The sequence below is a fragment of the Rhodopirellula sp. P2 genome (genome assembly GCF_028768465.1).
In the GTDB taxonomy this organism is placed as follows: Bacteria; Planctomycetota; Planctomycetia; order Pirellulales; family Pirellulaceae; genus Rhodopirellula.
Genome location: NZ_CP118225.1, coordinates 2,361,772 through 2,387,950, shown reverse-complemented (window position 1 = coordinate 2,387,950; position 26,179 = coordinate 2,361,772). Strand labels below are relative to the sequence as shown.

Here is a 26,179-nt window from a genome sequence, read left to right as displayed (position 1 = left end):
ACCCAACGATCCCTCCCTCCCAAAAACAATCATGGCTCGCTCTGAATTTTCTGCTTGGTGCTTGATGATCGGCTCCGCGATGCTGGGCACACTGACAACCGTTCTCTTGAGTGGGTGCCAGCCTCCCATTCCATTGAACTCCGTCACCCTGACGGCCGCCGCCGCCAATGAGGCCATCGTCGTCGACGTGGACTCATCGAAATCCGATTCAGGATCCGCGGCGGATGTGAAGGAAGTCATGGAATCCGGCAAAGAGTGGCCCCAATGGGGCGGCACCCGGGTTCGCAACAATGTTCCCAACGCAAAGAACTTGCCCGAGACCTGGAACATCGGCAAATTCGACCGTCGCACGGGCGAATGGGATGGATCCAAAGCAGAAAACATTCGCTGGTTCTCCAGCCTCGGCAGCCAAACCTACGGCAACCCCGTTGTCGCCGGTGGCCAAGTCTACGTCGGCACCAACAACGGCAACGGGTACCTGGAACGCTATCCCAGCAACGTTGACCTGGGCTGCTTGCTCGCATTCGACCAAGAAGACGGAAGCTTTCTCTGGCAGCACAGCAGCGAAAAGCTGATCACCGGTCGCGTTCACGATTGGCCTTTGCAAGGCATTTGCTGTGCCCCATTGGTTGAAGGCGAACGCCTGTGGTTCGTCACCAGTCGTGGCGAAGTCCGTTGCCTGGACACCCAAGGCTTCCACGACAACGAAGACGATGGCCAAGTTCAAAACGAAGTCGCTCGGGTCGGTGACCTTCCCAACAGCGGCGAAGGCAGCGAGTTTGAAGATTCACTTTTATCGCTCAACCAAGGTCAACTCAACGACGCTTTGACCAACGTCTTGACCGAGGCTGGAAGTGCTCCCGAAGGCCAGGTCGAGATCAAAACACTCGCCGAAAACAAATCCTGGACCGCCACCGGCAAGTTCGGTGGCGTCGAACGCACCCTGGCATTCAAACAACTCGGGCCTCGCATCTCGATCTTCAAAACCCTGTCGGTCGAAGACAAACAAGACGCCGATGTGATCTGGGTCTTCAACATGATGGATGAACTGGGCGTCAGCCAGCACAACATGTGCTCTTGCAGCGTCACCAGCTACGGCGATTTGTTGTTCGTGAACACCAGCAATGGTCTCGACGAATCCCACATCAACTTGCCCGCTCCTGAAGCTCCCAGCTTCATCTGCATGAACAAGAACACCGGTGAAGTCCTGTGGACCGATCAATCCCCCGGTACCAACATCCTTCACGGTCAATGGTCGTCGCCTTCCGTCGAAGTCCTGGGTGGTGTCCCACAAGTCTTGTTCTGCGGTGGAGACGGATGGCTCTACAGCTTCAAAGCAGATGGTGGAAAAGACGGTGCCGGCGAATTGCTTTGGAAATTTGACTGCAACCCCAAGGAATCCAAGTGGATCCTTGGTGGCGAAGGCACTCGCAACAATCTGATCGCCACCCCCGTCGCCTACGACGGATGGGTCTACATCGCGGTCGGCCAAGACCCTGAACACGGCGAAGGCGAAGGCCACCTGTGGTGCATCGACCCAACCAAACGGGGCGATGTTTCGCCGCAACTGGCAGTGAAGATGGAAGGTGACAGTCGCGAACCGATTGGGCACAAACGCATTCAAGCTGTCGAACCTGAGAAAGGTGAAGCCGCGGTCGACAACCCAAACTCGGCCGTTGTCTGGCACTATTCGCTGGCCGACCAAAATGAAGACGGTGAAATTGATTTCGAGGAAGAAATGCACCGCAGTTGCGGAACCGTCGCCATCAAAGACGACGTGCTCTACATCGCTGACTTCTCTGGGTTGGTCCACTGCTTGGATGCCAAGGGCAACGAAGACGGCACGCCGATCGTCCACTTCACTTACGACATGTTTGCCCAAAGCTGGGGCAGCCCGTTGATCGCCGATGACAAGGTCTACATCGGGGATGAAGACGGCGACGTGTGCGTCTTTGAATTCGGCGCTGAAAACAACGAACCCATCGAAGAAATCAACATGGGAACCAGCGTTTACAGCACGGCCGTCGCGGCAGATGAAACCATTTTCATCAGCACGAAAGACAAATTGTTCGCGATTGGAAAACCTCGCTGAGCGTCGGTCTTTCTGGAGGCCAGCCTTCGACGTCGCCACGGCCAATCGTGAGCGACGTCAGCTTTCATCGATCGACTTGAGCCCATCATTCGCCACCGAGTTCACACTGGACCGGTGGCGAAACTCGTTTCAACGCGAGCCGAATGGGCGGAAAAGTCACTCCGGACGAAGACGCGAAACTACGCGTCTTGATCCAGGATCTGCTCTTCGGATCCGCGGTGTTGGCTGACTGGCCGATCCACCACGTGCTCTTCACGGCGTCGTGACGTTTGCGGGTCTTCATTTTCACTTCGCTGAGAGACCGGTGCGACCCGATAGGTCAGACCGTGAAGCGTGTGAATGGGTGGCATCGAAATGGGAGCGAACATGGGTGTCGTCTCGTTCAGAAGGTCGGTGGACACGAAAGCCTAGCTCTCTGTCACCTGTTTTCGACGCCACTTCCGGTCCTGATTTGCGAAAAGCGAGATTTCGTCAGAACCCAGGGTCCACCTGGTCCGATTGTGCGGGCAACCAGGCAACCAAAGCGAGAACCCAACACATAAATCGCAGACAAAGCGACATCTGACGCCATAAACCAGATCGAACAACCTGAGCTGTCAAACGCCTGCCAGCTGAAGACCGTCGAGCAACTCGGCGGCCGCTTCGCTCTTGTTCAGAACGTAGTAGTGGATTCCTGGAACGCCATGCTTCAGCAAATCGATCGTCTGCTGGCGAGCGTGATCGACGCCCACCCGGAATTGATGAGCAGCGTCATCCTTCTCCGACATCGCCGTTTCCAACTCTGCCGGAATCGATGCCTTGCACATGGAGGCAATCCGTTTGGCCTGTTTGAAGTTCGTCACCGGTAAGATGCCTGGAACGATCGGCACTTCGATCCCGATCGCGTGGCAAGCGTCCCGGAACCGATAGAAATCGTCGTTGTCGTAGAACAACTGCGTGATAACGATGTCGGCCCCCGCGTCCACCTTTCGCTTCAGGTTCACCAAATCCGTTTGGAAATCGACGGCTTCTTGGTGCGTTTCGGGATAGCCGGCCACCGCGATCCCCAGATCGCTGAACTTCCCTCGAATCAATTCGACCAACTCATTCGCGTACTTCAAACCACCCTCCGTCACCTCAAACTTTGTGGTGCCTTGAGGCGGGTCCCCGCGCAACGCAACGATGTAATCGACACCGATCTCGCGAGCATCTTTGAGGTATCCCTCCAACTCTTCGACCGTCGAGCCAACGCAGGTCAGGTGCGAGGCCACCGGCAGGTTGGTGATCTGCTTGACCTTCTGCAAGACCTCCAACGTCGTCCCACGACTCGATCCCCCCGCACCGTAGGTGCAGGTGAAGTACTTCGGGCTGAACTGCATCAACCGTTCCACGTTCTTGCAGAGCAAATCCACACCCTCGGCATTCTTGGGCGGAAACAGCTCAAACGAAATCGCACAATCGGGGGACTGATAAACAGAAGCCAGAGTCATCAAACAAATCACAAAAGAAGAAATGTGCTGCAAAAAGGCACGCTGCAAGAGAATAGTCGGGCAACGTCACCGGCCAGGCAGTTCCAGACAAAACCGGGCACCTCGCCAGTATAAACGACCGCCCGTTTGACGGAACCAAGCGTCCCGCTGGCGCGAACCGAAGCCTCCCAACTTTACCGCAATCCCTTCACATCCCGAAACCGACCGCCGCTCCAGCGTTTGCGCCGGGAAGGGGAGCATGCGTTCATTTGCGGGGAAAATTGCTAACCAGCGAGGGGACGCTGGGGCGGCACCTGCTCAGAGCAGGGAACTGGGACGCTGAGCACCTGGCCATTTGTCTGGGGAGGCCGTTCCTGACACGATCACCCCTTTCTTCTCCCAGCCCAAGTACGCCGTGACATCGGCGGGGCAGTATCGCAGCGTCAAACCACATCGCCTGCGATCGCTCTGATTGGGAGCCGACCCGTGAACCAGCAGGTCGCTGTGAATCGACACCTGCCCCGCGTGAACCGGTGTGAAACGGTGCTTCCCGTACTTTTCAGGTTCGCTCACAACTTGGTCCAAGACGTTGCCGGAATCAGAGTCCGTCATGTCAAAGTCAATCAATCCATGCTGGTGGGACCCCGTGTAGACCTCCATCCCACCATTGCCCAAATCAGCATCGTCGATCGCCAACCAAACCGTGACTGCCTTCGTCGGGGTCAACGGCCAGTAACTGGCGTCCTGGTGCCAATCGACTCGCTTGCCGTCCCCGGGCATCTTGCAGAAAAAGTGCGATCCCCAACCGATCACATTTTCGCCAAGCAAATCCGAGACATAGCCGACCAACTTCGGATGCTGCAACAATTCCCACACGCGAGCGTGTTTCAGATGGGCGCTGCTGATCGAGTAGCTGTCCTTCCCGGCAGCCATGGTCTCAGCCAACAACGCGTCGAAGTATTCACGCAGCGAAGCGGACTCCTCCGGGTCCAAGACATCCAGTGGCCCCAAATAGCCGTCCCGGTTCCAAGCTTCCATTTGCTCAGGGCTCAGCAACTGAGGCGACGCGTTCTCAGTGGGAAAGAAACGGATCTCGCGTGGAACCGTTTCAATCGACTCTCGATCTGGAATGATCGCAAACGCAGCGTCCGAGGGGGATCCGGTTTCGTTCATGGGAACTGAATTTCGTGCTGGAGGAGGGGGAACGACTTCATTGTCAGCGAGTCCATCAGGTGATTCAACCCAACCAAGTTGCCGGGAGATGCCAGCGTGACCGTTAAAACTGGCGCAGTCCATCCACAATCTCATTTGCTCGGATGCCACCCATCCGCTTGGCGGCGCCAAGCAATTCATGCGAACTAGGGTTGGATGCAACGGTTGCCTTCAAGGCGGTTGCGACACCTCGATCCCTTTGTCCGCACCCAATACGACCTCACGGTTTGCATCATGTCCCTCGCAGCCACCCCCCATCCACCGCGTCAGGAACGATCCACGACGGTGGTCGACCGCACAGTTCAGTATGGCGTCGTGAAAAAGATCGCCTTCCACTGGGTCATTTTCTTCGTCTGCAATTCCATCGCCTTGCTGTTGTGGTTGCGTCTGTTTGAGCACCCTGACCTGAGTTGGCAGCACTCCTTTGAGGATTGCGTCCGTCGTTTCCTGCCATTCTTCTTGATCTCACTCGCGTTGATTCCCGCCTTCGTGCTGGACACGCTGAAGTTAACCAATCGTTTTGCCGGACCGATCATGCGGCTCCGCACCGAGATTTTGAATGCAGCCGAAGGCCGTCCCGTCACACGGTTGTGTTTCCGCACCAACGACTTCTGGCGTGATGTCGCGGACTCCTTCAACAGCATGGCGCAACGGACCGGCTTGCTCATCGAAGAGAACGCCGAATCAACCGACACCGAATCCAGCTCATCCTCCACCAACGTCTGAATTCATCCGATGCCTGCACCCACCTCCAGCCCGCGGGACGGAACCGTCCCTGGCCGACGAACTCGTCGCAGCCGATCCGGTGTGGCAACGGTTGAGTTTGCCGTTTGCTTGCCGGTCCTGATCCTTTTGGTTTTCGGTTCGATCGAAGCTTCCAGCATGATCTTCCTGAAACAGTCACTCAACGTGGCGGCGTACGAGTCCACGCGAGAAGCGATTCGCGACGGCCGCAGCAACGCCGACGCCGCCGCTCGCGCCCGAGCAGTCCTCGATTCCCGCGGCATCATTGGCTACCAGATCACGTTTCCCAACGGGGAATCGCTGGACGCGGACCGAGCCGCCGAAGTCGTGACATCGGTGTCCGCTTCGAGTGCCACGAACAGTCCCCTGCTGGGCCGATTCCTCACCGATCGTCAACTCACCGTCAACACGGTGATGCTGAAGCAGTGAGACCACAACGGCTCCACTGAACTCACAACGCACATCCGCCCCGTTCAACTTCATCCGACTCGTCCGGAATCGCAGCATGCCTCCCGCCTCCACAACCAAGTCGACGCTGTCTCGCAAACTTCGTGATCGCTGCGTCGCTTTCGACCTCCATCGAACTCGCCGTGCACCGCAACGGCACGGAGCAATGTTGGTGCTGATCGCGATCATGATGTTCCTGTTCTTGATCGTTGTGGCTTTCTCGATCGACATCGCTCAGATGCACCTGGCTCGGACCGAACTACGTGCCTCCACCGATGCCGCCGCCAATGCCGCCGCCACCACATTGGCTGACACGCTGGATCGGAATGAAGCCGTTCGACGCGGTCAGCAAATCGCAGAAGCCAACTTGGTCAACGGACAACCCTTGCTGCTCGCAGCCGGCGACTTCCAGTTCGGTCGCTCCGAGCGTCAAGTGAACGGCAAGTATGCGTTCACTTCGGGTCAAGCTCCTTTCAACGGCGTTCGCGTCAACGGCCAACGCACCACCGGATCGTTGTCCGGCCCAGTGCCATTGTTCTTTGGCAACGTCACTGGCACCTCCATCTTTGAACCGGAAGCATTTGCGACGGCAACCTATGTCGAACGAGACATCACCTTGGTCGTTGACCGCAGTGGTTCGATGGGCGGCAGTCGATTCGCTGACCTCCGTGATGCCATTCGAATCTTCACCGACATGTTGGCAACCACACCGGTCGATGAACAAATCGGACTGGCGTCGTACAACGACCGAGCCAGCGAAGATGTGCAATTGACCGAAAACTTCGTCGAGATCACCAATGCCATGGACGGGTTGAGAACGGGTGGATTCACCAGCATTTCGGGTGGGATGCAAGCCGGACGGGCGATCGCCTTGCGTGGTCGACCTCCCGAGTTTGTCGAACGCACCATGATCGTGATGACCGATGGCCGCCACAACCGAGGCATTGAACCAAGGGTCGTGGCCAATGATCTCGCCGCGGATGGTGTCACCATCCACACCATCACCTTCGGAGCCGGCGCCGACTTCGGCCGCATGCAAGACGTCGCACGCATCGGAGGTGGTCGGCACTTCCACGCCACCGATGGCGCCCAGTTGCGTGAAATCTACCGAGAGATCGCCCTCACGTTGGGAACGGTCCTGACCGAGTGAAATCGATCAGCCGCCAATTCATACCCCTCACTTCTTCCCGACAAATTCCCATGCACTCGCCGACTCACTCTCGCCAACCCATCGCCAAACCGAATCCTCGGCAAGGCGCCGTTGCGGTTGAATTCGCCGTTGTCGTGCCGCTGCTGTTTCTGTTCTTCTTCGCAGGTTTCGAATTCATGCGAGTGGCGATGGTGCGGCACACCATTGACAACGCAGTCTACGAAGGGGCTCGCGTGGGAATCATCCCCGGTGGCACCAACGCGGAAATCCGAACCGAAGCCACCCGGATCCTGGGCACCATCGGAATCGATGTCTTCGACCTGGAGGTGGAACCGGCCAACATCACCGACGCCACGCAAGACATCACCGTTCGCGTGACCGTGCCATTGGACCGCAACACCTACGTCCCCGCGAACTACTTTCTCGGCGAAGAAATGCAGCGAGAACTGACGATGCGTCGCGAAGGCCGCTAGCTCACTTTGCCAAACGAATCTTCAAGAACGATCGATACTCCGGTCGCTCACGCCACTCTTCGAAGAACGCTTCGTATCGCGAATCGCTGGACCAGTACTTCGATTCCGGATGGTCCGGGTCGACACGTTGCTCGGGATAGTCCAACCCCGCCACGCTGTTGTCGACCGACGCGTTCCATTCCGCCAACCACTCGCTCAAACGCGAAGCAATTTCCGGATGAGCATCCGCCACGTCCTTGCTCTCGGCAATGTCATCGTCCAGCTGAAACAACTGTTCGCTGACCACCGATTGCCCCTTCTTCTTTCGTGTTTCGCGAATCAGCTTCCACGCGTTGTCGACGACCGTTGAAGCACCACGAAAACGGAACCCCATGGGCTTTTCACGACGAACCATGGCGGTCTCGCCATCGCCCTGAAGCACTGGCAGCAAACTGATTCCGTCGACCGGTGTGGTCAATGAGTCCCCAGGCAAATCCAGCAGCTCCACCAACGTCGGTGCAATGTCGGTCGTGCAGCCTGGGTAGCGGCTCACACGCCCGGGTTGAATTTGATCAGGCCAGTGCAACACACACGGCACCCGCAGCCCACCTTCGTACAACTGTGACTTGTTCCCCCGCAGCGGAGCCGTCGTCGATGGTTCGATGCGGGGCAGACCACCGTTGTCGCTGCAGAACCAAATCAATGTGTTGTCCAACACTCGCAGCCGTTCCAGCCCTGCTCGCAGAGTTCCCAGACTTCGGTCCATGGCCACCAGCTCGCCATAGTGATTGCGAGACTCCTCATCCATGCCATCGACAATCTGCTGCAACTTGGCCTTTTCATCTTTGTCCTTGCCCGCATCGAACAAGGCTTGCATGTCCTCCGCGGATGCCACAAACGGACTGTGCGGGGTGCCATACCAAACCACTGCGAAGAACGGTTGTTGAGACCGTGCTGATCGAGACGCGAAATCCAACGCTTCTTCCACGATCACTTCGGACGAGTCGCCTTCGAAGGCTTCAAACTTGCCCCGCCGACTCATCAACGGATCGCGATCGAAGAAGTTGGTCACCGACAACCACACATCAAACCCAAACCGACCGGGATGAAAGCGATCCTCGCCTAGGATTGGAACTCCCGGTCCGCGAAGACCATTCAGATGCCACTTTCCAAAGTGCCCGGTGACATAGCCCGCCTTCCGAATTGCAGTCGCAATTGATCGTTCCTGATGTCGCAGTGCGTGACCATGCGAAGGGACACCGGTCCGCTCGGGTGACCGCCCCGTCAAAACACTCGCTCGGGTCGGCGAACAAACCGCGGAGGCCGCGTAGAACCGATCCAAACGCAAACCGCCAGCGGCTAAGCGATCCAGTTCAGGCGTCTTCAGCAACGGATGCTGAAAGTATCCCGTCTGCGCATACCCCAAATCGTCCGCCATCACCAAGATCACATTGGGACGATCGACCTCATCGCCATAGACACTTTGCCCCAGCAACGTGCCACCGACCATCATCACGATGCCACACAACCATCCGCCCAATCTCAACGACATGCCCTGTTCTCCCAAGAAGCAACTGCGTCCGCCTATCTCACCGGCTCAAACAACGAAATCAGTCGACCATCATAGGCTCAACCTCACTCGCTTTCTCGATTCAATCCGGTCGATGGTCGTTCAAAAAAACGATCGCCTTCTGCAGTGAATCCCGGGCAAAGAATCGCTTGCCGCCGTGGCCGGCACCCTCGTGCTGAATCAGCTCCACTTCGAGACCGAGGGCCTCGTACAATTCGACCATCCGCTCGCTTTGATCCAACAACACCGTCTTGTCGGCGGTCCCATGAAAGATCAACAGTGGTGGATCATCGGTGGACACATAGGTCGCCGGACTGGCCAATCGTTCCATCTGCTCGGGAACCGTCCCGTCTTTGCCACCCAGCAAGGCGTAGCTGCCGGAGCGATCGGTGTACGCTCGCTCCGGTTGCGTCTTCCCTCGCAAAACAAAATCCGATGGGCCAAAGTAATCGATCACGGCCTGCACGCGAGAGGACTGCTCGAGGTTTCCGCCCACTTCACCTTCCAACTCAGCCACATCGCCGGACGTGCCCAGCAACAACGCCAGGTGCCCGCCAGCGGAACTTCCCGCGACCGCGATCCAATCCGCGTCGTAACCGTACTGTTTCGCATTCGCTCGCAACCATCGAATCGCCGCTTTGCAGTCGTGAACCTGAGCCGGGAAAATCGCCTCTTTCGAGAAGCGGTAACTCAGACTGGCCAGTGCGTACCCGTTCTCGGTCGCTTCCATCAACTTGGGATTGCCCCGCGAACCGTTTCGCCACCCACCGCCATGAATCCAGACCACCAAGGCAGGCTTCTCTGACATCGCCGGCACAAACAGATCCAACTGGAGCGTTCGAGTTTCATTCTCTTCGCCTGGCACCTCTGCGTAGACCAGGTCTCGATGCGCCACCACCGAGTTCGCATCCTGAGCAGCGGCGGTCTTCTGCAACGCCAAGAAACACACGACAATGAACAACCATGAACGATGAGTGCGCTTCATTTTTGCGTTCCCGACTCAACGGAGGTGGACGAGGCTCGATGCCGACATCTCTGAAAAACTCATCATACCCGCAGCGGAAGTCCCTCTGGCGACACAAAGCCATCTATCACGACATCCCACCGGAATGACACCTTCCTACCCTCAGGCCCTTCGTTGAACGACACACAATACGAACCATGGTTGATTCGGCCCGACCTGGAATTCCTCAACCACGGGTCCTTCGGCGCGACGCCCCGTTGCGTGCTCGAAAACCAACGGCACTGGCAAACTCTTTTGGAAGAAGACCCCATCGAGTTCTTGGCCCCGGAAAGGTCGCTGCTGCCCAAACTCGACGTCGTTCGCCAAACGGTTGCTCAACAGATTCACGCGTCTCCCCATGACATCGCGTTTGTTCGCAATGCCACCGAAGGAGTCAACGCCGTCGTGCGTTCGTGGCCATTGCAATCCGGCGATGAGATCCTGGTGACCAACCACGGCTACAACGCCTGCATCAACGCGGTCAGCCAAGCCGCTGATTCCGCCGGCGCTTCGGTGGTCACCGCGAACATTCCCTTCCCGATTCGCCATCCCGGGGAAGTGGTGCAGGCGATCGAGCAGAGCCTCACCGCCAAGACCACCTGGATGCTGATCGATCATGTGACCAGCCCCACCGGGATCGTCCTGCCAGTTGCGGAGCTGATTGAACTGGCACACTCCAACAACATTCGCGTGATGGTCGATGGGGCTCACGCCCCTGGCATGCTGCCGCTGAACCTCCATGAATTGCAACCCGACTACTACACCGCGAATCATCACAAGTGGTGGTGTGGGCCGAAGGTGTCGGGATTCCTTTACGTCGACGAAGACTCTCAAAACGAAGTCCTGCCATCAATCATCAGCCACGGTGCGAACACGGAAGGCTACGGACCAAGCCAATTCCAGAGTCAATTCAATTGGCCAGGAACCTTCGACCCGTCACCGTTGCTGGCCCTCCCCACCGCGATCGACTTTCTGGCAAGTTTGTACCCAACGGACGGCCCCAATCGGCTGGCTGGATTGATGCAACACAACCACGAAATGGTGGTGGCGGGTCGACGCGTGATTCTGGAGAAACTCAACCTTCCCGAGCCAGCCCCTGAATCCATGCTCGGCAGTCTCGCGACGATTCCGATACCGGCTTGGAGGAACCATTCGCCCGACCAAGTCCGAGCGATAAAAGATACATTGCGATCCAAACATCACTTCGAACTACCCGTGTTCCGGTTCGATGCAACGAATGTCTGCCTGCGAATCTCGGCGCAAGCCTACAACACGCTGGAACAATACGAACGCCTCGCCGATGCGGTGGCCGAACTCTCGTAGCGGTAACCCAGGACGTTGCCTTGGGCTGATATCAGGCTGCCCCGTTGGGGCGAAGTCGTTCTGTCGACCCTTCGGGCCTTTCGCAGTTTGAGCGGCTCATCGTTCCGGGGTCTGACGACCCCGGCAATGGATCTGTCGACCCTTCGGGCCTTGTTGAGCGGAACGACGGTAGCTGGCACAGCCGACGATCCAACGCGAACCACTCCCATCAGCCGGAACGCGCTAGCGTCCGGTTCCGAATCGCTGATTGTCAGGCACAAACCGCCGGCTAGCCTGCCAAACGTTGCTCGGTTTGTGAGGTACCAGAAGACGTGGGCATCGACAGAATCGAAGGCCTGTCCTGATCGATTCGTTCGATCTGCTTGGCCTGACGACGAGCCATGATGCGGCGAAAGACGAAGTGCATGCCAACCGGAATGCAAACCGCAATGAGCGTCGACAAAGACATCTTCAACAACGGCGACGCCGACGGCAGCCCATGCTTGACCGCGATGTGCACGAGCACCAGCACGGGATGATGCAACAAGTAGATTGCAAAGGAAGCGGTCGCCAATTGCTGAGTGATCGGGTCCAGTCGCTTCACCCTTTGGCACGCCAATCCAATCAATGAAAACGCAACCCCCGTGGCACCCACAACGGTCAACAATGCGAGGCACAACCAAGTTGAGGAACCGATCGCAACCGGGAAAGCGGAGGCTTGCTCGGTGTCACTGACCGTTGGCTGTTCCAGCACCCAGATCCCCAGCATCGTGGCAGCGGCGCAAATCATCGCACTGGGGCACCAAGCTCGACCGGCAAACCGAGTCAAACCTTGCATGTCAGGATCAGCGTGCGCGATCAACACTCCCATGGCAAAGGCGCACCCGCTGTACACCCACTTGGAAGGAACCGGCAAGAACGCGTGCTGGAATCCCCAAACGACTTCGGGGCGAACACAAAGCACTGACACACCCACCGCGATCACCAACGGCATGCCGATCCCAAAGGCACGCTTCGGATCCAACCGCTGCAGCCACTTCCAAGCACCCGCTAGAACGGCAATGTAGAGGATCAAGTACTGCAGGAACCACAGATGAGACAGTCCCCAAAGGTGCTCGTCTTGTCCCTCCGCGAACTTCAACGATCGCAATTGGCGAGGCGTGATCACGCCATCGGCCAACCACCCCAACAACCACGCGTAGAGGTCGACGGGGATCAAAAACAGAACCGCCAACGCAAACGGCCAACCCAATCGTCGTGTTCTGGATTTCAGCGTGGCCAATGGACCTCGCGAGGCCATGCTTCGAACGGCCAAGAACCCAGCCATCACCAAGAAAATTGGCATGATGACAATCTCGATGGCCCACATCAGCGCAGTCAGCCCCGAGTGCGGTGTATCGGTGGTGGCCCAAGTCAGCCCTGGAACGTCCGGATTGGAATAAGGCACACAGGCATGCAACATCACAACGCCGATGGCTGCCCACGCCCGCACGGCATCCAAACCGAGCAGATTGTTATTCTTGGGAGCCGACTCGGCAGAATCGGCTTGATTCAGTCGAAGATGGGTCGCTTGCATTCCCTCTCAATAACGAATTCGCATTCGCCGACGCCAGACGAGTCCGCTCAAATCGCCCTGTGAAACCGGGCGTGAAACCCGCGTCCAATCGATTGCGGCCGAACTCAATCGAATGAGAAGAAGTACAACCGTTGAGATCCCCCACTCCTTTCCACTGGAATTTTCATGCCGGAGCTGCCGGAAGTCGAAACGATGTGCCGGGGAATCGCCCCAATCATCGGGCGAGAGATTGAACGGGTCGAAGTTCCGCCGTGTCACTGCCGACCGATCACGATCGAACCTTCGGTCGCCACCATCGACCGCCGACTGCGAGGCCGTCCGGTCACGGCAATCCAGCGTCGCGGCAAACGAGTGATGCTGTGCTTCGACGATCAGTCGCGACTCGTCATCGAACCTCGGATGACGGGTCTGGTGCTGCTGGCCGACCCGCCGGATCCAGACCATTTGCGACTGCGGATCCAGTTTCGCCCGCCATCGATTCCATCCGCGGACGCTCCCACGGAATTGCTGCTCTGGGACCGTCGCGGGCTGGGGACGATCCGCTGGATGAGCGAGAAGGACTACCTTGAAAAAGTCGATTCGCGTCTGGGACCTGACGCGATGTGCATCACCGCGGAGGAATTGCGTCAGAACTTGGCGGCCTCACGACGCCCCATCAAAGTGGCGTTGCTGGATCAATCCGCCGTCGCCGGGATTGGCAACCTGTACGCGGCCGAGATCCTGTTCTTAGCCGGCGTTGATCCGCGCACACGTTGCGACCAATTGACCAAACCGCAGTGGGAACGCATCCATCCTGCGATCACCTGGGTGCTGCGAGATGCCATCGAACACGAGGGCAGCACACTGAGCGACGGGACGTATCGCAACGCCCTGAACGACCCCGGCAATTATCAAAACATGCACCGGGTCTACGATCGCGAACACTTGAGTTGCCCTCGTTGCGAGGGCGGGGTGATTCGGCGAATCGTCCAAGCTCAACGTGCGACATTTTTTTGCCCGGGATGCCAACGCAAAAGCGGTCGGCACCCCAGCGTTTCCATGCCAGACAACTGTCGAGACTGACCTCCGTCAGTCATTTGAACCCGAAAACCCGCAAGCAGGCGGTCGGTTAGTCGGTTCGATTCTTCATGTGAGCCGTTTGGGCGTTGGCCCCGGTTCAGTGGCATTGGAACCGAGGCGAATCCTAAGCGGCTCACGAAATGGACAGCCCGTGAGCCCTCCGGTCAGGCATCGATCAATTGTCGATGCAGGTTTCCAGGAACCGTGCCAAGCGGTGGAAGTCCGAGTTCTGCTCGATGAAACGAACCTTGGTGACCAACGTTTGCGGGTCGACCAATTCTTCGAATGGCACGAAATGCAAATCAAATTGCCCAGAAACGGAAACCATGACGCCGTTGAGCTTCTCTTCCACGAGCGCTCGGTAAGCACCGACGCCGAGTTGCGATCCCAACATGACATCGTAAGCGTGTGGTGGTGCACAACGAGATTCGTATCCCATTTGCAACCCGTTCACCTTGCGAGTCCGACCGGTGCGTTCGTTGTAGCGAGCGGCCAGCAAGCGGGACATCAACGCCGAAAGATTCACCAACGAGATGTTGATGTGACCGTGATCATCGCGGGTGACGCCTTCGAGATACTTCGCGGGTAGGTACTCCGCCATGCCTTCCGCGATCACGATCGTGCCGTATTGGCGGCCTTCCCGTTCGCGAGCCAGCATCATGTCGACCATCCGATCGATCACGCGATCCATCGCCATGATTTTGCGAGTCTCGCCGGTTTCTTGATTGACGACTTCTTCTTCCGCCAATGCTCCGATAATGTCTTCGACGCTGAGCACCATGCTGGCTTCACCAGCAATCGCGGCACCGTACGCCAACCAACCGGCACTGCGGCCCATCGCTTCACACAAGAAGTAGGCACGGCCAGCGGCAGCGTCATAGTTCAAGTTCCGAATTTCTTCGGCCAAGGTTTCCACGGCGGTGAAGAATCCAAACGTGAAATCAATGCCTGAGTAATCGTTGTCGATCGTTTTGGGCAGATGAACCACCGGGAAACGACGTGCCTCGCCGGGCAGGTTGTCTTGGAACATTTTAAGTTTGTTCGCCGTTTTCAACGTGTCGTCCCCGCCGATCGAAATCAACGCGTCGACTTCCAGCGAGCACAGGCCTTCATACACGCGGCGAAGCGGCGCGACCAACTCGGGATCTTTCAGATGCTCGGGGCTGCTGACGTGTTTGCCAGGGTTGGTCCGAGCCGTTCCGATCATGATCCCACGGCTGCTGCGAGCGTGGGTCAGCGAATCGTGCGTGAACCGCATGTAATCGGTGCCTTCTTGCAACGGCCCCGCCGCGGTGTACTCCGCCAAGCGGCTGTAACCGTGTTTGATGCCGAAGACCTGAGCACCTTCTTCCAGGAACGAAAACGCAGCGGTACTGATGACCGCGTTGGCGGCGGGAGCGGGTCCGCCAGCGAACAAGATCGCGACGCGTTTGATATCCAAATTGTGATGAGCGAGCTCAGCCACGATGCACTGCCTGGTGAAGAGGAATTTCCGAAGACAATCGCGTTGCGATTGAGAACCCAGATTCTAAGCATCCACCTCGTTTCGCCAAGACGCCTGCCAATCCGACAGGTCGTGTGCCGATTTCAAGGTTCGTTTCGCCTGCCGCTGCTCATCACCTTCCCTTTTGGAGAGGTCTTGCGGTTCTTAAGTGCTGTGTTGCCAAACGCTTATCATCACCCTCCCTCTGGAGACGTTCAAAAAATAAATGGTGGCTGGCGGCTGGGTTTCGCCCCGGATGGGGCCGTCGTGCTTAGCTCGGGGCGGAAGCCCCGAGAGACCGATGCCTGAAAACAAACGGTCGCCGCGGATGGGGCCGTCGTGGGAGTTGGGGACGTCCTTCGCTCGCGTTTCGGGTTGTGATGGGTGGTCTTGGCCGACTCTGACGGGCAAGAGTGCTCATCCTCCATGCGTTGAAACGTCGTTGACGACATTGACGACAAGCCGTCACCATTGGCGCTCTGATTGCGGATGCCAATTTTATTCTCAGATCGCACCGGGAGGGTTCAGCATCGGATCCAGCCCAACCCCAACCGGTCCGAAAGCGAGCCGTTGCCTGCTAGGCCGCGGCTCGTTTGCTCGTGTCGGAAGCGAGATTTTCAGCGTCCCGAAGCGTCTCTGTTGGAACGATCGCCTCGGCCTTCCCACCCACTGAGTCCCCTGTCTCGCCAGCCGACGATTCCGAGGTCGGTGGAACGGGTCGATTCTTGCCGCGCCGTGAGCCAGCTTGTTTGCTGCACAAACGATCACAACGCTCGGCTTCTTCGGGATCCATGCGATGCTCCATGACCCGCAAGGATTCCGCCACCTTCTCTCTCAGGTCGTCGATGGATTCACCGGGAACCGGAAAGATCGGGTCGCCAAACAACGCGTCCACCCGAGTGAACGGCAGCAGAATCTGCATTCGATCCCATGCTTTGGGCAGGATCCAACGTCGTCGTGGAATCAGCACCACGGGGACGATCGGCACGTCGGCCTTGATCGCCACCATCGCGATGCCCTTTTGCACGACACCACGCGGCCCGCGGGGTCCATCGACTGCGATCACACTTGGATTGCCATCCTTGACGTGGCGGATCATCTTGGTCAGCGCCGTGGCGCCACCCTTTTCCCCCACTCCGCTGCTGCCACGAATCGGCACACATCCGTTGCCTCGCAGCAACGGCATCAACAAATCCCCGTCACGGGAACGAGAAACCATCGCCCCCACCTTGGGCGCGGACAATGACAATGCTGCCAATTGATGAGCATGCAGAATCGCGAGCGCGTACTGCTTGCCGGTTCGCTGCACCAAGCGTTCACGTTGGTCGTTGCGAACACGTATTCGAAACGTGAGTCGAAACAACTTGAACGTCACAGCGATGCCTGCTCCGATCACTGGATTCACGAGGGAGGGGACTTTCATCGAGGTAGTAAGAAAAAAAGACAACGACGTAAGACAACCAAAGGAAACGCCACCGTCGAGAGGTTTCCCCCTCGATGGCAAACATTGCCGAAGCGATCACAACGCTGGCAACTCAGTCCGCGAACTCGTTCCAGTTCACTTGTTTATAAACGACCCGGTGGCCCATGGCCTGATCAATCTGACGCTGGGCAGCGTCATCAATGCCCTCGGACCAAGTCGATTCAATGTTCAGGTTTGCTTTCATGACCGGTTCGCCATCAGCGCCATTCCGGTCAATCGTCAATTTTGTTTTCACGCCAATCAGCGATTGCTTCCACAATTCGTCGTTCAATCGCATCCGACCAAACGGTGGCAAGCCCCGCGGGCGAGCGATGTTCAAACGACACGCCCAGTCAACCAATTGAGCATTGGCAACCGCCATCGCTGGTGACGGAGGCACAACACCCTCCACTTCGTACCGCACACCGGGGTACGTCATCTCATAGCGATGGTTGCCGAGCGATCTCACGTCAGCATTCATCCCCAGTCGCTCCCGACGCTTCGGGTCCGTGACCGTGGCGTCCGCGCGAGCTGCCAACTGAGTCAACACGTCCATCGAAACGGAACAACGCGTCTTGGTTTGCTGATCCAACAAAACAATCACCGACTGGTTCAGATCAAACACGGTCAGAAACCGAGGATCCGATTCCGACACGCTGTAGATCACACCTTCATGGAAGATGTTCTGGTGGACTGAGTTCGGATTTCGCTCACCTGCGAAATAGATTTTGGTGGTGAGGGTGAAGTTCGGCGTCCCCGCCGGCTCGGACTGTTCCCCCAGACGGCTGGCCAAACGAAAATCCTGGGCCTTTGCCGATCCGCTGCTCAGCAGCACCAGCAACGCGGCCAACACCCACGCGATTCCGCGGACAGAGGGCTTCGATTTCCGCGCAAGCGGCAACCTGGGCCGAACAAACGTCGGCAATTGACCAATACGGGCGGAAAAAGAAAGCATCGCGGGACCCATCCAATTCATTTTGGGCATCGAATTCGTGCCTAGAACAGGGAATAGTCGACCGCAGCGGGGGGCGTCCAGACCGGTTTGTAATTCTTGACCTTCGCTTGTAACACCTACTGCCAAATCTTGCACTCACCCGCAACCGAAAACCTCACCAAAACACGCAACCCACTACCCAAAAAAGACTTACAACGAAACAAGTGGAATTCCAGACCCGTTTGGCATCCCCGTTGCATTAGTCCCTCATCACAACCGCGGGTCGCAACGGTCCGCTCTTCATAACGACTCTCTTCTGGGGCAAAGGAAACTGCCATGTTGGTTCTCACTCGAAAAATCGACGAACAAATCGTAATCGGCGACAACATCAAGATCACTGTGATCAAGGTTCGGAACAACCAAGTCCGGCTTGGCATCTCGGCACCTCGCGACATTCGTGTCCTGCGAGGCGAACTGGAACCGAAAGCAAGCGAAGCCGCCGAGGCAAGCGACACTCAATTGGTGGTCGACTTGGATCTGAACGACGAAGCCACGCAGGCATTGCTCAAAACGACTGAAGAAATCGAAGCCACCTACCGGCCCGCCGCGGCCAAGAAACCAGCCCAATCCACCGCCTCGATCGCCAATCGTCCGCAACCATCGGCCGTCCAACGGTCGACACCCAAGTCCACACTGGCAGGAAATGGCTCCTCCAACCGAGTCGGGCACATGTTGCCTTCCGAAAACACCGCGAACCGCATGACCGCTGCAATCGATGCAACTGACACGGTTTCACAAAAGTCCGCTGACTCAGAACTCCGTGTCTACAGTGGCAAGGTCAGTCGCCGGACGGGCGAAGGGTCGCTCAAACGCAGCCCTTTGGCCAATTATTTCACCGCCCCCTGAAATGGAACCGGGGCAAACGCCCCACATGCAGCCCGCAAGCAACACGTGTTCTTTTTTGCCTCATCGTCAAACGTGACCTAGGAAAAGGAGTCAACCTCACGAAACACCCTGCTTCGGAATCGCACCATGATGCCCGCTGCTTCGATCCTGCTTGTCGACGACGACCATCACTTGGCAACCTCGCTGGGTGAATGGCTAGCCGATGAAGGTTTCGAGATCCACCTGGCCGGCACGCTCGAACACGCACGCCAACAACTCAAACAACACGCGTTCGAATTGGTGATCACCGACTTGCGATTGGGCGGTGACGATGGAATGACGTTGGTGAAGGACATCAAACGCCACCACTGCGAGACTCCGGTTTTGGTGATGACCGGTTACGCATCTCCCAACACTGCGGTGGAAGCCGTCCGCGCTGGGGCAGTCGACTTGCTGACCAAACCGGTCATCGATGACGAGTTGTTGCTGGCCATCGATCGCGCCATGAACCAACGCCAAATTGAGGCGGAAAACGAGACCCTGCGTCGACAACTCGATCAGCGCAGTGGACTCGAAAACATCCTCAGCCATGACTACCGAATGATGAAAATCTTCGATGTCATTGACAGTGTCGCGGATGCCAAAGCATCGATTTTGATCACTGGCGAAAACGGCACCGGGAAAAGCATGATCGCTCGTGCCATCCACAACCGTTGCAACCGACGCAGCGGACCATTCATCGAAGTCGCTTGCGGTGCGTTGCCTGACACCTTGCTCGAAAGCGAGTTGTTCGGTCACGTCGCGGGAGCCTACACCGGTGCCAACACCGACCGTCGAGGGAAGTTCGAACTCGCTGACGGCGGCACGTTGTTCCTCGACGAGATCGCGACGGCCACACCTGCCATGCAAGTCAAATTGCTTCGCGTTCTTCAAGAACTCCAGTTCGAACCACTCGGTGGCATGGAGACCCGCAGCGTCGACACCCGCGTCATCTTGGCAACCAACGAAGACCTGGATCAAGCCGTCGCCAATGGCTCGTTCCGTCAAGACTTGTTCTACCGAATCAACGTCGTGAACATCGTCTTGCCTTCGCTTCGCGAGCGTCCTGGCGACGTCCCTCTGCTGGTCGACCACTTTCTTCGCGAAGCTGCAGAAACAGCCGGCCGAGAGGTCGATGGTTTTGACCGCGAAGCGATGAAGTGCCTGCAATCCTATGCCTGGCCGGGCAACGTTCGCCAACTTGAAAACGTGGTTGAGCGAGCTGTTTTGCTGGCCACCGATCGCGTCCTCACCAAGGATGACTTGCCGCCCGACGTGCTCGGAACCTCCGCCAACCAACATGCCTCCATCGGCAGCGTCGGGCATTCCCCGGGTGTGACCGCGTCGACGGGCCCGTCTTCGTTCAACCCCGCCATTCTCGACGGTTGCAGCCTACGAGAAGCGCTCGAAGGTCCTGAGCGAGAAATCATTCTCCACTCGCTTCGACGCCACAACTGGAACCGAGCTGCCACGGCGGACGAGCTTGAAATCAATCGCACAACGCTCTACAAGAAAATGAAACGCCTGGGTCTCGACGACCCGCGTCTCCAATTCGCCAACCATTGACATCCCAATGCCCGCTGCCGCTCCAGTTGCGCTCACGATCGCTGGCTCGGATCCGTCTGGCGGGGCGGGATTGCAGGCCGACCTGAAGACGTTCCACACGCTGGGCGTGTATGGTTGCAGCGTGGTGACGCTGCTCACAGCACAGAACACGCTGGGAGTCCAAGGCATTCAGATGGTTCCCACTGATTTTGTGCGGACACAGTGGGCCAGTGTCTCCAGCGATCTGCCTTTGGCTGCCATCAAAACGGGCGCCCTGGGCAATGCCGAAATGATCGAGACGGTCGCGGATTGCCTGGCTTCGGCTTCGTCCCCGGTGGTGATCGATCCCGTGATGATCAGCAAACACGGGCACCCCATCATCGACGAGGATGCGGTCGCCAAGCTGATCGAGCGGTTGTTTCCGCTGGCGGATCTCGTGACACCCAATTCGTTTGAAGCCGAACGACTGGTTGGACACCCGATCCGCACCGAAGAGGACCTCGTCCGTGTCTCTTCCGAATTGCTCGCCCTGGGACCAAATGCGGTCTTGCTCAAGACTCACTTGGGCGACGAATCAGTCGATTGCTTGGCCGATGCCAGCGGTATTGAATTGCTGCGTTCACCGCGACTGCAATCCAACCGGACACACGGCAGCGGGTGTGTGCTGTCCGCGGCGATCACCGCCAGCCTCGCTCAAGGCGAGGACTTCCACAACGCCGTGCAAACCGCTCGATCATTCGTCCACGCTGCGATTCGCAACGCTCCCAAACTCGGCGCAGGCATCTCGCCGCTGGGGCTCCTCGCCCCGATCAACTGATTCCACGTTTTCTTTCGTTTCAGTTTTGTTCCGTGGAGTCGATATCCCGAACGGGATTCAAGACGGTAGCCGGTGGTCGCTGCAACGCAGCGGCTCACATGCTCGATGACACCTGTCCTGTCTAAAACGCCGCCTGAGGTGCACCGGGTTGCGAAATGCCTGGCTGCCCAGGGTGCTCCCCTTTCATCATCAGGTACGTCGTTGCGAACATCACGCCGATGAAGGGAGCCGCAAACAACAGGCCAACCAACAACGCCAACGCACCGGCGATGAAAATCACAATGGTGGCAATCCCAAGGACCAAAGAGGTCACCCAGTTCAATTTGCCAACCTCAAACGCCTTCGAAAAGGATTCAAACACGCCACACTGGCGATCGACAATGAAGTAGTAGTAGGGCCACAGCAGAAGCATGAAGATCAGGCCCGGAAGGATCAGCAACAGCAAGCCGAACGTCGCGCCCATCATGTACAGAATCGTGCCCCCCAGCACCGCCAGAAACTTGTCGCCACCACTGAACAGCGTGCCCAGTTCAGCTGGCTGAAAACGAGCCGTGGCCAAGCAAATCCGTGCCATTCCGATCCCAATGAAAGTGTTGACGCAACTCCCCAACAAGCTCACCACCAGCGACAACACCACAAACTCCATGCGGTTGTTGTTGTCCGCAGCCGAATCCAAGATGGATGTGATGATGTTGAAAAGGATGGAGATCGCACCAACCACCACGGTGGCCCCCACCAAGACGCCGACATTGCGTTTGAAGGCCTGCCAGGTGTGCGAGAAAATCTCTCCGAAATCAGTCGCTGTCGGCTGATAACCACCCATCGCGACGCTGGTGGATGCGTGGGACGTCACCGGCGACGCGTAAGGATTGGACGGCGATGCGGCTGGCGGTTCGTTGAATTCCGATTTGAAAGCACCAAACGGATCATCGCTGGGTGCAGCAGCAGATGGCCCAGGAATGGGTTGCACGCTTTGGCAAGTGGGGCAGCGAGCCGACTTGCCAGCCGATTCGTCACCAACTCGCAACACAGCGTTGCACGAAGAACAATTGAATTGAATCGCCATGAGATGCCTTCGGCGTGGAGCACGTTCAGAGTGGAATCCATGCAGTGTAACGGTCTCCACTATCCCTGTGGGATGGGACTCCCCCACAACACGCGTTTCGCACCAACACGGTCACGAATTCGCAACCACTACCTCTTCGCGGTCCAGTCTAGATTGCCGTAGCGCTGCGTCACAATTTGCTCAGCCGCTTCGCGCTCCGTGGAATCCAGCGGGCCGGACTGCCAATCGATTTCAAAGATCACTTCCAAGCGTCGCGTCAAACCCCGCAAGAATCCATCCAGGTCCAACTGCCGGCCAGCCAACTGCTGCATCCCCGGCAAGACATCCGCATGAGGCGAAACGCTCCACAGCAAACTGCCGTGCTGCAGCAACGCTCCCTTGGTTCTTCGCTGTGCACTGCCAAGCACCTTGTAGCCACTGACGATCAAGTCCTCGTCGGTGCGCCGTTGAAAACACAAGAACGGCTCGTCCGGTTTGCTTGCACTGGAACTCACTGCTGCATCGACTTGCGCTCGTGCGACCGCGTTGGCCCCCAACGTCCGAAAGGGTTTCGCGTCGACGCTCACGACACGCAGTTCGTCCGCGATCGCCTCGTGCACGTTTCGATAGGTGGCCTCGCGAGCCCCCGTGTCCGACACGTTCATTGGCAGAGTCAACGAGAGGGTCAGTTCGGCGTGGTGCAGAATGGCTCCGCCACCCGTCGACCGCCGAACCAAATCCACTTCGCCGTCCGCCCCGAGCGCAACGCCCGTTCGCTCCGCCCAAGCCTTCGCTGCGGCCAGCGGTTGAAAGTACCCGAGCGACAACGTCGGCCGTTTCCAGCCATAAAAACGCAGCGTCGGTGGCGCCCCCGCCGCAACGCTGTTCAGCAACGCTTCATCGATCGCCATGTTCGCTGCCGCATCGTGCTGCGCCAGTTCGATCAATCGACCACGAACGGAGGACACCTCACTCACGTCGTTGATTCGCCTGCCGCATCGGTCCATTTCAATACCGGACGCCGAGCTGCCGTCACGTCATCGGGACGACTGATTCGCGTCGAGTGGGGAGCATCGTGAATCAACTCCTCGCCTTCTTCGGTGATCCGGAAGAGAGCCTCCACGAAGGCATCCAACGTTTGCTTGCTTTCCGTTTCGGTTGGTTCCACCATCACGGCTTCATCCACCACCAACGGGAAGTACACCGTGGGCGCGTGGAATCCGTAATCCAAAATCCGCTTGGCGATGTCCATCGCGGACAGATGCTTTTCTTTTTTCAGACGCGATGCCGAAGCCACGAACTCATGCATGCATCGATTGCCATGCGGCACATCGAGGAAATGCTTGACCTTGCTGAGCAAGTAGTTCGCTCCCAACACAGCGTCTTCGCTGACATGCCGCAAGCCATCGCCACCGTAAGTCCGCAGGTAGATGTACGCCCGCACCAACACCCCGGTGTTGCCAAAGAAGCTCCGCACACGTCCGATGGAATCGCCCGACGGCGATGTCAGGTGGTAGGTGTAGCGATCGTCGTCACTGGTCGCCTCCTCGTTCTCAACGCGAGTCACAATTGGACCTGGCAAATACTTCGCCAAGAAGTCACGAACACAAATCGGGCCAGCACCGGGACCGCCACCACCGTGAGGTCCGGAGAAAGTCTTGTGTGGGTTGTAGTGCATCAAGTCCGCACCAAAATCACCCGGTCGCGTGATCCCCAAGATGGCGTTCATGTTCGCGCCGTCCAAGTAGATCAAGGCCCCGGCATCATGCACCAATTGGTTGATCTCTTCGATCTGACTGTCAAACAAACCCAACGTGTTTGGGTTGGTCAACATGAACACGGCGGTCTTGTCATCGAGCTTGGCTTTGAGGTCTTCGAGGTCCACCAAACCATTCGCGTTGCTCTTGACCGTTTTGGTTTTAAAACCGGCCATCTGAGCGCTGGCCGGGTTGGTTCCGTGAGCCGAGTCAGCGGTCAAAACCACGTTGCGTTCGCTGCCTTGTTCGCGGAAGTAAGCCGCCGCGACCAACAATGCCGCCAACTCACCATGCGCTCCCGCAGCAGGCTGCATCGACACGCCCGGCAAGCCACTGATCTCAGCGAACATGCCCTGCAATTCGTACAACAACTCCAGCAACCCTTGCAGGCCCGACTCATGTTGCAGCGGGTGCACATTCAAGAACCCGGGCAACGACGCGATGCGTTCATTGCGTTTCGGGTTGTACTTCATCGTGCACGAACCCAACGGGTAAAAGTGCGTGTCGACACTCATGTTCAGCGTCGACAAACAAACGAAGTGACGCACCACGTCGCCTTCGGCCAGCTCCGGAAGTGGTGGAGGCGTTTCGGCGAGAGCCTCTGTGGCGAACAAGTCGTCCACATTCACCGATGGCACGTCCAAATCACCGAGTCGGTGAGCACGTCGTCCAGCACGGCTGAGTTCAAACAGAAGCTGAGTCGATTGTTGGTTTCGCATGGTTGCGTGAATAAAAGAGTGAACTTCGTAGAATCAAACCGTGGCCATCGAGGGAGCTTCGCAGAGCACATTGGCCCAACGATCGATCTCCACTCGCGAACGTTTTTCAGTCACCGCGACCAAGAAACACTGCTCGTATCGCGACGGCAGAGCGACCGCGGTCTCCGAGGCTTCCGAACCACCAACGCACATCGGCGTCATGTCGATCCCTGCCAACAAACCTTGGTCGCGGGCATGAGCCAGCAAGCCCGCCACATCGGCACCGAGATCTCGCACGACAAACTCTTTCAGCGAGGGCCCTTCGCCGACCACTTCAAATCGTTCCGATTTCGCGATCACTTGTTTGGCGTAAGCCGTCTTCGCGATGCAATGATCCGCGGTCTCTTTCAGACCTTCCGGACCGAGCAACGCCAGGTGCACGGTCGCTCGCAAGGCCAACAGCGTTTGGTTGCTGCAGATGTTGCTGGTCGCTTTTTCGCGGCGAATGTGTTGCTCGCGAGTCTGCAGCGTCAGCACCCAGCAGCGTTTCCCGCGCCGGTCGGTCGTTTGTCCCGCAATCCGACCAGGCAAGCGACGCACCAATTCATCTCGGCACGCCATGATGCCCAGGTAAGGCCCACCGTACGCCAGCGGGTTGCCCAGACTTTGGCCTTCCGCGATGGCAATGTCGACGCCCATGTCACCGGGACGCTTCAGACGTCCCAAGCTAACCGGATCAAACACTTGAATCGTCAGTGCACCGGCTTCTTTGGCCGCAGCAGCGATCTCGGCAACCGATTCGAGCTGCCCGACAAAGTTCGGATGCTGAATCAACACGCAAGCCGTTTGGTCGTCGATCGCATCGATCATGGGGTTGGAATGCCCATTTTCGTCCGAGGGGACAACCACCAGTTCGGCATCGATGTTCTTCAGGTAAGCCACCAAGATGTCACGGTACTGTGGATGAACCACATCGGTCGTGATGACCTTGTTGCGGCCACGCTGCATCGACAAAGCCATCAAGACAGCTTCCGTCGCAGCGGATCCACCGTCGTACAGGCTGGCGTTGCTGACGCCCAACCCGGTCAACTGCGTGACCAAGGTTTCGTACTCAAACATCACCTGCAAGTTGCCTTGGCTGACCTCGGCTTGGTACGGCGTGTAGGAGGTGTAGTACTCCCCTCGCGACGCAATTTCATCCACCACGGCGGGAATGAAATGGTCGTAAGCACCACCGCCCAAGAAACACACGTGTGAATCGGCCGATGCGTTGCGTGCTGCCAACCGAGTCATCTCGGCGGTCAACGCCAACTCGTTGCATGCGGGCGGCAAATCCAAGGGGCGTTTCATCCGAACCGCTTCGGGCACCTGATCGTTGATGATCTCATCGATGCTTTCGGCACCAATCGATTCCAACATTTCTCGGCGGTCTTCGTCGGTATGAAAGAGATAACTCATT

At 57.7% G+C, this 26,179-nt stretch carries 23 protein-coding genes; 10 read left to right on the top strand and 13 right to left on the bottom strand.

Going from position 1 to position 26,179, the window contains the following annotated elements; genetic code table 11:
* The first annotated feature begins 31 nt into the window (after positions 1 to 31).
* A complete protein-coding gene (locus tag PSR62_RS08535; RefSeq protein WP_274407356.1) occupies positions 32 to 2,092 on the top strand; it encodes an outer membrane protein assembly factor BamB family protein in 2,061 nt (686 codons plus the stop codon).
* A 179-nt stretch (positions 2,093 to 2,271) separates the two neighbouring features.
* Here the strand turns inward: PSR62_RS08535 and PSR62_RS08530 are convergent, their stop codons facing one another.
* The 3 genes from PSR62_RS08530 to PSR62_RS08520 form a co-directional block, all read right to left on the bottom strand.
* A complete protein-coding gene (locus PSR62_RS08530) occupies positions 2,272 to 2,460 on the bottom strand; it encodes a hypothetical protein (protein WP_274407355.1) in 189 nt (62 codons plus the stop codon).
* Positions 2,461 to 2,688: 228 nt separating this feature from the next.
* Positions 2,689 to 3,573: a methylenetetrahydrofolate reductase [NAD(P)H] gene (gene metF / locus PSR62_RS08525; protein WP_338020182.1), complete on the bottom strand. Its 885-nt coding sequence runs from the start codon at positions 3,571 to 3,573 to the stop codon at positions 2,689 to 2,691.
* 285 nt (positions 3,574 to 3,858) lie between these two features.
* Positions 3,859 to 4,713, bottom strand: coding sequence for a phytanoyl-CoA dioxygenase family protein (locus PSR62_RS08520; protein ID WP_274407353.1), 855 nt, complete (start codon positions 4,711 to 4,713; stop codon positions 3,859 to 3,861).
* 195 nt (positions 4,714 to 4,908) lie between these two features.
* Between PSR62_RS08520 and PSR62_RS08515 the strand changes: the two genes are divergently transcribed.
* The 4 genes from PSR62_RS08515 (at position 4,909) to PSR62_RS08500 (ending at position 7,566) form a co-directional block, all read left to right on the top strand.
* Positions 4,909 to 5,478: a hypothetical protein gene (locus tag PSR62_RS08515; protein WP_274407352.1), complete on the top strand. Its 570-nt coding sequence runs from the start codon at positions 4,909 to 4,911 to the stop codon at positions 5,476 to 5,478.
* A gap of 9 nt (positions 5,479 to 5,487) precedes the next feature.
* Positions 5,488 to 5,925 (top strand): TadE family protein, encoded by a 438-nt coding sequence (locus PSR62_RS08510; RefSeq protein ID WP_274407351.1) that lies wholly within the window; start codon positions 5,488 to 5,490, stop codon positions 5,923 to 5,925.
* Between the two features lie 76 nt (positions 5,926 to 6,001).
* Positions 6,002 to 7,093: a vWA domain-containing protein gene (locus PSR62_RS08505; protein ID WP_274407350.1), complete on the top strand. Its 1,092-nt coding sequence runs from the start codon at positions 6,002 to 6,004 to the stop codon at positions 7,091 to 7,093.
* A gap of 50 nt (positions 7,094 to 7,143) precedes the next feature.
* Positions 7,144 to 7,566 carry a TadE/TadG family type IV pilus assembly protein gene (locus PSR62_RS08500; protein WP_274407349.1) on the top strand — a complete coding sequence of 141 codons (423 nt, stop codon included), beginning with the start codon at positions 7,144 to 7,146 and terminating at the stop codon, positions 7,564 to 7,566.
* 1 nt (position 7,567) lies between these two features.
* On the opposite strand, the gene PSR62_RS08495 is transcribed toward PSR62_RS08500, so the two are convergent.
* Entirely contained in the window at positions 7,568 to 9,097 is a 1,530-nt protein-coding gene (locus PSR62_RS08495) for a sulfatase-like hydrolase/transferase (protein WP_274407348.1), read from the bottom strand.
* 100 nt (positions 9,098 to 9,197) lie between these two features.
* Positions 9,198 to 10,100, bottom strand: a complete 903-nt coding sequence (locus tag PSR62_RS08490) for an alpha/beta hydrolase (RefSeq protein WP_274407347.1) — start codon at positions 10,098 to 10,100, stop codon at positions 9,198 to 9,200.
* Between the two features lie 180 nt (positions 10,101 to 10,280).
* Between PSR62_RS08490 and PSR62_RS08485 the strand changes: the two genes are divergently transcribed.
* Positions 10,281 to 11,441 (top strand): aminotransferase class V-fold PLP-dependent enzyme, encoded by a 1,161-nt coding sequence (locus PSR62_RS08485; RefSeq protein WP_274407346.1) that lies wholly within the window; start codon positions 10,281 to 10,283, stop codon positions 11,439 to 11,441.
* Between the two features lie 268 nt (positions 11,442 to 11,709).
* On the opposite strand, the gene PSR62_RS08480 is transcribed toward PSR62_RS08485, so the two are convergent.
* The gene (locus PSR62_RS08480; protein ID WP_274407345.1) at positions 11,710 to 12,996 is read right to left on the bottom strand and encodes an acyltransferase family protein; all 1,287 of its coding nucleotides are present in this window, start codon (positions 12,994 to 12,996) and stop codon (positions 11,710 to 11,712) included.
* Between the two features lie 165 nt (positions 12,997 to 13,161).
* Here PSR62_RS08480 and mutM point away from each other — a divergent pair, with 165 nt between their 5' ends.
* Positions 13,162 to 14,058, top strand: a complete 897-nt coding sequence (gene mutM, locus PSR62_RS08475) for a bifunctional DNA-formamidopyrimidine glycosylase/DNA-(apurinic or apyrimidinic site) lyase (protein ID WP_274407344.1) — start codon at positions 13,162 to 13,164, stop codon at positions 14,056 to 14,058.
* Between the two features lie 172 nt (positions 14,059 to 14,230).
* Here the strand turns inward: mutM and PSR62_RS08470 are convergent, their stop codons facing one another.
* The 3 genes from PSR62_RS08470 to PSR62_RS08460 form a co-directional block, all read right to left on the bottom strand.
* Complete coding sequence (locus PSR62_RS08470; protein ID WP_173442646.1) at positions 14,231 to 15,520, bottom strand: 6-phosphofructokinase; 1,290 nt, start codon at positions 15,518 to 15,520, stop codon at positions 14,231 to 14,233.
* Between the two features lie 595 nt (positions 15,521 to 16,115).
* Entirely contained in the window at positions 16,116 to 16,961 is an 846-nt protein-coding gene (locus PSR62_RS08465; protein WP_274407343.1) for a lysophospholipid acyltransferase family protein, read from the bottom strand.
* Positions 16,962 to 17,073: 112 nt separating this feature from the next.
* Positions 17,074 to 17,955 (bottom strand): hypothetical protein, encoded by an 882-nt coding sequence (locus PSR62_RS08460; RefSeq protein WP_274407342.1) that lies wholly within the window; start codon positions 17,953 to 17,955, stop codon positions 17,074 to 17,076.
* A 315-nt stretch (positions 17,956 to 18,270) separates the two neighbouring features.
* Between PSR62_RS08460 and PSR62_RS08455 the strand changes: the two genes are divergently transcribed.
* The 3 genes from PSR62_RS08455 (at position 18,271) to thiD (ending at position 21,220) form a co-directional block, all read left to right on the top strand.
* Complete coding sequence (locus PSR62_RS08455) at positions 18,271 to 18,840, top strand: carbon storage regulator (RefSeq protein WP_274407341.1); 570 nt, start codon at positions 18,271 to 18,273, stop codon at positions 18,838 to 18,840.
* 126 nt (positions 18,841 to 18,966) lie between these two features.
* Positions 18,967 to 20,424 carry a sigma-54-dependent transcriptional regulator gene (locus PSR62_RS08450; RefSeq protein WP_274407340.1) on the top strand — a complete coding sequence of 486 codons (1,458 nt, stop codon included), beginning with the start codon at positions 18,967 to 18,969 and terminating at the stop codon, positions 20,422 to 20,424.
* A 7-nt stretch (positions 20,425 to 20,431) separates the two neighbouring features.
* Positions 20,432 to 21,220: a bifunctional hydroxymethylpyrimidine kinase/phosphomethylpyrimidine kinase gene (gene thiD / locus PSR62_RS08445; protein WP_274407339.1), complete on the top strand. Its 789-nt coding sequence runs from the start codon at positions 20,432 to 20,434 to the stop codon at positions 21,218 to 21,220.
* 121 nt (positions 21,221 to 21,341) lie between these two features.
* On the opposite strand, the gene PSR62_RS08440 is transcribed toward thiD, so the two are convergent.
* The 4 genes from PSR62_RS08440 to gcvPA form a co-directional block, all read right to left on the bottom strand.
* Positions 21,342 to 22,286, bottom strand: coding sequence for a hypothetical protein (locus PSR62_RS08440; protein ID WP_274407338.1), 945 nt, complete (start codon positions 22,284 to 22,286; stop codon positions 21,342 to 21,344).
* A gap of 128 nt (positions 22,287 to 22,414) precedes the next feature.
* Entirely contained in the window at positions 22,415 to 23,242 is an 828-nt protein-coding gene (locus PSR62_RS08435) for a lipoate--protein ligase family protein (RefSeq protein WP_338020152.1), read from the bottom strand.
* On the bottom strand, positions 23,239 to 24,741 hold the full coding sequence (gene gcvPB / locus PSR62_RS08430) for an aminomethyl-transferring glycine dehydrogenase subunit GcvPB (RefSeq protein WP_274407336.1): 1,503 nt from the start codon (positions 24,739 to 24,741) through the stop codon (positions 23,239 to 23,241). Before gcvPB ends, PSR62_RS08435 begins: the two co-directional genes overlap by 4 nt.
* 33 nt (positions 24,742 to 24,774) lie before the next feature.
* On the bottom strand, positions 24,775 to 26,178 hold the full coding sequence (gene gcvPA / locus PSR62_RS08425; RefSeq protein ID WP_274407335.1) for an aminomethyl-transferring glycine dehydrogenase subunit GcvPA: 1,404 nt from the start codon (positions 26,176 to 26,178) through the stop codon (positions 24,775 to 24,777).
* Position 26,179 lies beyond the last annotated feature (1 nt).

Bases quoted from the DNA above. Each gene is read 5' to 3' on its own strand.
- PSR62_RS08535 (WP_274407356.1), top strand. From the start codon at position 32: ATGGCTCGCTCTGAATTTTCTGCTTGGTGCTTGATGATCGGCTCCGCG.
- PSR62_RS08530 (WP_274407355.1), bottom strand. From the start codon at position 2,460: ATGTTCGCTCCCATTTCGATGCCACCCATTCACACGCTTCACGGTCTG.
- PSR62_RS08460 (WP_274407342.1), bottom strand. From the start codon at position 17,955: ATGCTTTCTTTTTCCGCCCGTATTGGTCAATTGCCGACGTTTGTTCGG.
- PSR62_RS08505 (WP_274407350.1), top strand. From the start codon at position 6,002: ATGCCTCCCGCCTCCACAACCAAGTCGACGCTGTCTCGCAAACTTCGT.
- PSR62_RS08465 (WP_274407343.1), bottom strand. From the start codon at position 16,961: ATGAAAGTCCCCTCCCTCGTGAATCCAGTGATCGGAGCAGGCATCGCT.
- PSR62_RS08495 (WP_274407348.1), bottom strand. From the start codon at position 9,097: ATGTCGTTGAGATTGGGCGGATGGTTGTGTGGCATCGTGATGATGGTC.
- PSR62_RS08450 (WP_274407340.1), top strand. From the start codon at position 18,967: ATGATGCCCGCTGCTTCGATCCTGCTTGTCGACGACGACCATCACTTG.
- PSR62_RS08500 (WP_274407349.1), top strand. From the start codon at position 7,144: ATGCACTCGCCGACTCACTCTCGCCAACCCATCGCCAAACCGAATCCT.
- PSR62_RS08510 (WP_274407351.1), top strand. From the start codon at position 5,488: ATGCCTGCACCCACCTCCAGCCCGCGGGACGGAACCGTCCCTGGCCGA.
- gcvPA (WP_274407335.1), bottom strand. From the start codon at position 26,178: ATGAGTTATCTCTTTCATACCGACGAAGACCGCCGAGAAATGTTGGAA.
- gcvPB (WP_274407336.1), bottom strand. From the start codon at position 24,741: ATGCGAAACCAACAATCGACTCAGCTTCTGTTTGAACTCAGCCGTGCT.
- PSR62_RS08480 (WP_274407345.1), bottom strand. From the start codon at position 12,996: ATGCAAGCGACCCATCTTCGACTGAATCAAGCCGATTCTGCCGAGTCG.
- thiD (WP_274407339.1), top strand. From the start codon at position 20,432: ATGCCCGCTGCCGCTCCAGTTGCGCTCACGATCGCTGGCTCGGATCCG.
- PSR62_RS08515 (WP_274407352.1), top strand. From the start codon at position 4,909: ATGCAACGGTTGCCTTCAAGGCGGTTGCGACACCTCGATCCCTTTGTC.
- PSR62_RS08520 (WP_274407353.1), bottom strand. From the start codon at position 4,713: ATGAACGAAACCGGATCCCCCTCGGACGCTGCGTTTGCGATCATTCCA.
- PSR62_RS08490 (WP_274407347.1), bottom strand. From the start codon at position 10,100: ATGAAGCGCACTCATCGTTCATGGTTGTTCATTGTCGTGTGTTTCTTG.
- mutM (WP_274407344.1), top strand. From the start codon at position 13,162: ATGCCGGAGCTGCCGGAAGTCGAAACGATGTGCCGGGGAATCGCCCCA.
- PSR62_RS08440 (WP_274407338.1), bottom strand. From the start codon at position 22,286: ATGGCGATTCAATTCAATTGTTCTTCGTGCAACGCTGTGTTGCGAGTT.
- PSR62_RS08455 (WP_274407341.1), top strand. From the start codon at position 18,271: ATGTTGGTTCTCACTCGAAAAATCGACGAACAAATCGTAATCGGCGAC.